This window comes from Pseudomonas sp. 39004 (assembly GCF_028682155.1).
Lineage (GTDB): Bacteria > Pseudomonadota > Gammaproteobacteria > Pseudomonadales > Pseudomonadaceae > Aquipseudomonas > Aquipseudomonas capeferrum.
This window is the reverse complement of sequence record NZ_JANIAG010000266.1, coordinates 1-4,811: the sequence shown is the minus strand read 5'-3', so window position 1 is coordinate 4,811 and position 4,811 is coordinate 1. Positions and strand designations below refer to the sequence as shown.

Sequence of the window (4,811 nt, the reverse complement as noted above, 5' to 3'; positions counted from 1 at the left end):
CTACCGCAAAACGGTCGGGAATTACTGGAATATTCAGTTGACATTTCAAGTAATCGGCCCGCATTTTAGCGGCTGGGCAAAGGCCCGGCATCCATTCTTGAAGAGGGCTGCACAACAATGACAATCATAGTAGAAACCCTTGATCTGGGCGGCACCGGCCCCCGGGTCGTGGTCAAGGACACCATCGATGTCGCCGGTACCGCCAGCCGCGCCAGCAGCCAGGCGTTGGAGGACGCGCCGCTGGCCGAGCGCCATGCCGAGGTGGTCAGCCAGTTGCTGGCCGCCGGTGCCCGATTGACCGGCAAGGTCAGCCTGCACGAGCTGGCGTTTGGCACCACCGGGATCAACCGCTATACCGGCACGGCAGCCAACCCGCGTTTTCCAGGGCGCATTCCCGGTGGCTCGTCCAGCGGTTCGGCCGCTGCGGTGGCGGCGGGCTTGGCAGACTTCAGCCTGGGTACCGACACCGGCGGTTCGGTGCGCGTCCCGGCCTGTTGCTGTGGGGTGTTCGGCCTCAAGCCGACGTTCGGCCGGGTAAGCCGCAAAGGCGTGATGCCAGCGCGCACCAGCCTCGACTGCGTTGGCCCGTTCGCCGCGAGCCTGCCGATGCTGGTGCGTGCCATGAGCATGATCGACCCCACCTTCGTCCCCGCCCAGGTGCCGACCAAGGCGCGCATCGGTGTGTTGCGGGTGACCGCCGAGGCTGCCATCCACAAGGTGGTACACGGGGCGCTGACGGCCAGTGGCTTGCCTTTGGGCAACGTCGAGCTCAAGCATTTTGGCGCTGCCTACGACGCCGGCATGGTAGTGATCAACCGCGAAACATTCGAAGGCTGTGGCCACCTTCTGCAAACCGGCAAGGTCGGCAGCGATATCGCCGGGCGCCTGGCGGCAGCGGGGCAGACCACGGACTCGGCGCTGGCCGAGGCTGAAGAGGTGCGTCGAAGGTTTACCGATGAAGTCGACCAGGCCCTGGCCAGCTTCGACGTCCTGGCCCTGCCGACCCTGCCGGACTTCCCGCTGCGCCTGGAGGATGCTGCCGACACCCGGGCGGTGCTGGGCATGACCTCGCTGGTGCGGCCGTTCAACCTGTCGGGGCACCCGGCGTTGAGCATCCCGCTGGGCAGCGAGGCCGGCTTGCCGGTCGGCCTGCAACTGGTGGCGGCGAAGGGCGCCGACGAAAAACTGTTGGCGGTGGCCGAGCGCTTGCTGCTGAACCTGTATGCCGGTAACGAGCACTGAGGCCAGCGTAGCCATGACCGATATCCTTGAACTGCAGGCCCGGCTGCTCTGCTTCGAACACCAGCAGGCCATCCGCGTCTGCATGAACCGCTACATGGCGCTGTGCGACCAGTTGGACGCCAGCTCACCGCTCGATGAACTGGCGGGGTTGTTCTGCCGTGAGGCGGTGTGGGAAGGCAAGGGCGCCAAGTACGCCGAAAGCTTTGGTGGCTACCATGGCCGCGAGGCGATCCGCGCGATGTTTGCCACCTACATGAAGACGCCGGCGCACTTTGCCTTGAATGTGCACTTCCTGACCAGCGAGGTGATCGAGGTGGCCGGTGATGAAGGGCTTGGGCGCTGGGTGATGTTGCAGACCAGTACCTTTGCCGACGGCGCGTCGCACCTGAATGCCGCCCGGTTGACGGTGCGCTTTGCGTTGGAAGAGGGGCGCTGGCGCATGGCGCATTTCCAGACCGAGAACCTGTTCAGCCGGCCGGTTACGGGGTGGAACAGCGAGGCGCCGTTGCCGGTGCCTGAGTAGAGCGTAGGGCCATTGTTGCTGGGGCCGCTTTGCGGCCCCAGCAGTCTCCCGCTCAAAACGTGCTGACGAACACCACCTGCCCATACAGGTTGTCATTGTTGCTGCCCAACTGCGTCCCCCCTTGCTCGGCACTGCGATCCGGCTGATACAACCCCACCAAGGGCACGACCATCAGGTGATCATTGATGGTCCATTCGGCATAGATATCCAGCTCACGCCCGTCCACATTGCCCAACCTGCGGTCGATGGTATCGAAGTTGAACGCCATCACCCCGAGGTTCAGCGTGGGGCTCGGGCTGACCGCCAGGCCAACCTTCTGCACCCGCGCATTGCTATTGAACGGCCCGGCATAGTTGCCCGCCACTTCACCCTGGAACCACGTCCCCAACCCGCGCCCAAGGCCGTAGAACAGGGTGTCGTACTGCTCTGAAAAGCGGCTGTAGCGGTAGCTGAGGTTCGGCTGCCAGGGCAGGTTGGCGAAGGTCCAGCCTGCTTCCAGGTACCAGGCATCCTCGGTGGCGGTGTGGGGCTTGTCCTGTTTGGCGTATTCCCCGGACAGGAACAGGTTGTCTACCCCGGCATTGCCCTGGCCACGCAGGCTGTAGGTTTTCATGCCGTCGCGTTCCAGTTGCTGGGGCGAGGCGTATTGCTCGTCGACATGGGTGGTGGCGATGTAGGTCAGGCCGACCGTGCCAGCGTCCGCCACGTGTTCCAGGGTGGCGACGTGCATTTCGGTGTTGGCCTGGGCGCGGTTGTCCGATTGCAGCCACATCAGGTCGCCGCGCCAGCCGCTGCTGCCACCCAGGCGCAGCACGGCGGTCTTGTCGAAGCTCTTGCGCGCCGCCAGGTAGTAGGCGCCACCCCGGTTGAACTGCCCATCGGCCAGGCCATGGCCAACGTTCAGCGAGTCCCCCTGAAGCAGAAAACCATCGCCCACGGCGACCATCTGTTTGCCGAACGACAGGTCGATACCGTCCTCGCCCAGCAGCGGTACCAGGTTGCCGGACTTCCAGCCCAGGTAGGCATCTTCGATCTTGCTGGTGCGTTCGCTGCCGTCGCTGAAGCCTGCAGCGTCACCGTCCCCCCAGGTCGCCGAGCTGAGCAGGGCAAAGGCGCCATACAACGCCCCCATGCTCCCCAGGCGCTGGTCGGCACTCAAACCATACTTGATGTAGCCCTCCTGCCAGGAGGTAGAGCCGGGTTGGTCACGGCCAATCACGTAGCTTCGTTCGCTGTGGAATGCACCGAACACGGCTTCCACATTGGCGTTCAGGTGGCGTTCGGCATCGCTGTACAGCTCGTGCGCGGACGCACCCAGCGAAGCCCCGGCCAGGAGTGCGGCCAAGGTACGGCGGTACGGGCGGTGGTGCATGGTCTGGCTTCCTTTGTCATGGTTTTTGGCAGAAGTTCCGAAGACATGCCAATGATCATGAAGCAAGCCCAGGCACGGGTTTTTGCCCTGGCTGCCAGTTGCCTTTGGCGTTGTGCCAAGCTGATGCGAGGGGGTGGGGAAACGCAGAAGGCCCCGTTGCGGGGCCTTCGTGGGCAGGTAGCGTTACTTGAGGCCGGCGAGGAAGCACGTCACCGACTGGCGCTCGCCGGCATCCGGCAGCCCTGCGTAAGGCATGTAGGTGCCGGGCACCGCGGCTTGTGGCTGCGCGATGAAGGCGCCGATGGCTTGTGCCGTCCAGGCCGCCTGGCGGGTTTTCATGGCCTGGGAGTAATTGGCCCCTGGCACGCTACCGGGGGTGCGGCCCACCACGTCGTGCAGGTTGGGGCCCATCAGGGTCGGGCCATCCTTTTGCGCCGAGTGGCACGCCGCACAGTCGCGCGCGAATACCTGTTCGCCTTGCTGGCGTTGCGGGGCTGCACACTCTTCGGCCAAGGCCAGCGGGCTGGCCAGGGCGGCAAGCAGGAAGGTCACTATGAACTTGCTGGATACGACGGTCGACATCACGCACGGTTCCTGGGTAAGGCAGCGCCGGGCTGCTTCTTGTTGGTGTTCGGTTTGATTGTGTGCCAGTGCCGGCCGGCAGGTTTTGTTGTGCCTGCCAGGGTGTTTGCTGGGCTTGTCAGTTGCGTGAGGCCCGCCACAGGGGTCAATTGGCGTGACGCTTGCGGTACTCGCCCGGGGTCATGCCAAAGCGGCCCTTGAACGCGGTGCTGAAGTAACTCGAATCGGAAAAGCCCAAGGCATAACCCAGCGACGATACTTTCTGGTCCATCGCCGGGTTGCGCAGGCTTTCGGCGCAGAAGTCGAGGCGGCGGTTACGGATGTACTGGGCGATGACCAAGTCGTGCTTGGCGAAGATGCGGTACAGGCTGCGCATGGAGATGCCCACTTCATGGGCGATGAGTTCAGGGGTCAGCTGCTCGCAGGTGATGCGCTGGTCAATCAGCGCCAGGGCCTTGCGGAACATCCGTTCATGGCTGCCGGGCACTGAGTCATGGGTGATGGCCGGGCGCAGCAGGGCGATCAGCGCATCGAGCACGGCCTGGCTTTCGTTGTTGGCCATGTGTTGGGTGCGGCCGGCCTCGAGCATCATCTGCCGGGCCATGCTGGCCAATGGGGTTTGCGCTTCGATGCGTTTTGCGCAGGCCACGCTCACGCCGCGGGTACCGCTCTGCACCTGGGGGCGCGGCAGGATCAGTGACAGTTGCCGTGAGCGTTGGTGGAAGTGCATGTCCAGTGGGGCGCTGGCGTCGATCAGGGTCAGGTCGCCGGGCCGCAGCTCGATGCGGGCATCCTGGTGTTCGATATGCGAGGTGCCGGCCATCTGCAGCACGGCGTAGTAGTTGTCGGCGCCGCTGGCGCGAATCTCCCGGGCGCTGCGGAACAGGTGGACGTGGGTCATGTCGACGATGCTCATGGAAATCTGGCCTACCTGGCACTTTTCGAGCTGGCCGACGAAGCCTGCGTCGAGCTTGCGGGCGTTGAAGTGGCCGCAGGCTTCGTTGACCTGGCTGAGCCAGGCCTGGAAGTGATCGTCGCAAACACGGGTCGCTGGTGTCATGGGGGGCCTCGCACGGTAAGACGTGGAACGGA

5 protein-coding genes are annotated in these 4,811 nt (G+C 64.4%); 2 read left to right on the top strand and 3 right to left on the bottom strand.

Going from position 1 to position 4,811, the window contains the following annotated elements; translation table 11 throughout:
• Nucleotides 1–117: 117 nt before the first annotated feature.
• Nucleotides 118–1,242, top strand: coding sequence for an amidase (locus NP534_RS25680; RefSeq protein WP_274100581.1), 1,125 nt, complete (start codon nt 118–120; stop codon nt 1,240–1,242).
• Nucleotides 1,243–1,255: 13 nt separating this feature from the next.
• Nucleotides 1,256–1,765 (top strand): nuclear transport factor 2 family protein, encoded by a 510-nt coding sequence (locus NP534_RS25675; protein ID WP_274100580.1) that lies wholly within the window; start codon nt 1,256–1,258, stop codon nt 1,763–1,765.
• Between the two features lie 52 nt (nt 1,766–1,817).
• Here NP534_RS25675 and NP534_RS25670 read toward each other — a convergent pair whose 3' ends face one another.
• The 3 genes from NP534_RS25670 to feaR form a co-directional block, all read right to left on the bottom strand.
• Nucleotides 1,818–3,137, bottom strand: coding sequence for a hypothetical protein (locus NP534_RS25670; protein WP_274100579.1), 1,320 nt, complete (start codon nt 3,135–3,137; stop codon nt 1,818–1,820).
• A 183-nt stretch (nt 3,138–3,320) separates the two neighbouring features.
• Nucleotides 3,321–3,719 carry a c-type cytochrome gene (locus tag NP534_RS25665; RefSeq protein WP_274100578.1) on the bottom strand — a complete coding sequence of 133 codons (399 nt, stop codon included), beginning with the start codon at nt 3,717–3,719 and terminating at the stop codon, nt 3,321–3,323.
• Between the two features lie 145 nt (nt 3,720–3,864).
• Nucleotides 3,865–4,779: a transcriptional regulator FeaR gene (gene feaR, locus NP534_RS25660; RefSeq protein ID WP_274100577.1), complete on the bottom strand. Its 915-nt coding sequence runs from the start codon at nt 4,777–4,779 to the stop codon at nt 3,865–3,867.
• Between the last annotated feature and the right edge of the window lie 32 nt (nt 4,780–4,811).

Coding starts and splice junctions, on each gene's coding strand:
- NP534_RS25665 (WP_274100578.1), bottom strand. CDS start 3,719: ATGTCGACCGTCGTATCCAGCAAGTTCATAGTGACCTTCCTGCTTGCC.
- NP534_RS25670 (WP_274100579.1), bottom strand. CDS start 3,137: ATGCACCACCGCCCGTACCGCCGTACCTTGGCCGCACTCCTGGCCGGG.
- feaR (WP_274100577.1), bottom strand. CDS start 4,779: ATGACACCAGCGACCCGTGTTTGCGACGATCACTTCCAGGCCTGGCTC.
- NP534_RS25675 (WP_274100580.1), top strand. CDS start 1,256: ATGACCGATATCCTTGAACTGCAGGCCCGGCTGCTCTGCTTCGAACAC.
- NP534_RS25680 (WP_274100581.1), top strand. CDS start 118: ATGACAATCATAGTAGAAACCCTTGATCTGGGCGGCACCGGCCCCCGG.